The sequence below is a fragment of the Streptomyces sp. FH025 genome (assembly GCF_017427025.1).
Lineage (GTDB): Bacteria > Actinomycetota > Actinomycetes > Streptomycetales > Streptomycetaceae > Kitasatospora.
Genome location: NZ_JAFLNG010001221.1, coordinates 1 through 1076 on the forward strand (window position 1 = coordinate 1; position 1076 = coordinate 1076).

A 1076-nucleotide genomic window follows, 5' to 3' on the forward strand; every position below is an offset into this window, starting at 1 on the left:
GGTGGCGAGGGCCCGGCCGATCGCGGCCGGCCGGAGTCCGGGGTGGGCGGTGATGTGGTCCGCGAGCCGTCGGGCCTGGGCGCGGAGGGCGTCGTCCGTCTTGCCGGACAGCAGCCACACGGTGGGCTCCGCGGAGTCGTCCGCGGCGGGTTGTTCGGGCCCTTCTTGTTCGGGGGTGTCTTCCGGGAACTGTTCGATGACGACGTGGGCGTTGGTGCCGCTGGCCCCGAAGGCCGAGATGCCCGCGCGGCGGGGACGCCCCGTCTCCGGCCACGGCCGGGCCTCGGTCAGCAGCCGGATGTCACCGGTGTCCCACTCGACATGCGGCGTGGGCTCCTGGACGTGCAGCGTCGGCGGCAGTTCGGCGTGCCGCATCGCCATGACCATCTTGATCACACCCGCCACACCGGCCGCCGCCTGCGTGTGCCCGATGTTCGACTTCACCGACCCCAGCCACAACGGCTCCACGCGCTCCCGGCCGTACGTCGCCAGCAGCGCCTGCGCCTCGATGGGATCGCCGAGCGTCGTCCCCGTACCGTGCGCCTCCACCGCGTCCACCTCGGACGCCTCCAACCCGGCGTTCGCCAGCGCCTGGCGGATGACGCGTTCCTGGGAGAGGCCGTTGGGCGCGGTCAACCCGTTGGACGCCCCGTCCTGATTGACCGCCGAACCCCGCACCACCGCCAGCACCCGGTGACCGTTGCGACGGGCGTCGGACAGGCGTTCCAGCAGCACCAGGCCGGCGCCCTCACCCCACGCCGTACCGTCAGCCGTCGACGAGAAGGGCTTGCACCGGCCGTCAGGGGCCAGGGCACGCTGGCGGGAGAACTCCGTGAACTGCAGGGGGGTCACACTCACGGTCACCCCGCCGGCCAGGGCGAGTGTGCACTCCCCCGAGCGCAGTGCCTGCGCGGCGAGGTGGATCGCCATCAGTGACGAGGAGCAGGCGGAGTCGATGGACACGGCCTGGCCCTGGAGGCCCAGGAGGTAGGAGACCCGGCCGGAGGTGATGCTCGGCGAGATGCCGGTGGCGAGGTAGCCCTCGGTGTCGGGCGGTGCCTGGTCGGGGCTGCCGA

At 72.8% G+C, this 1076-nt stretch carries 1 protein-coding gene; it reads right to left on the reverse strand.

Going from position 1 to position 1076, the window contains the following annotated elements; all coding sequences use genetic code 11:
* The coding region (locus J0670_RS38545; RefSeq protein ID WP_243438119.1) for a polyketide synthase at positions 1 to 1076 on the reverse strand (1076 nt) is incomplete at both ends.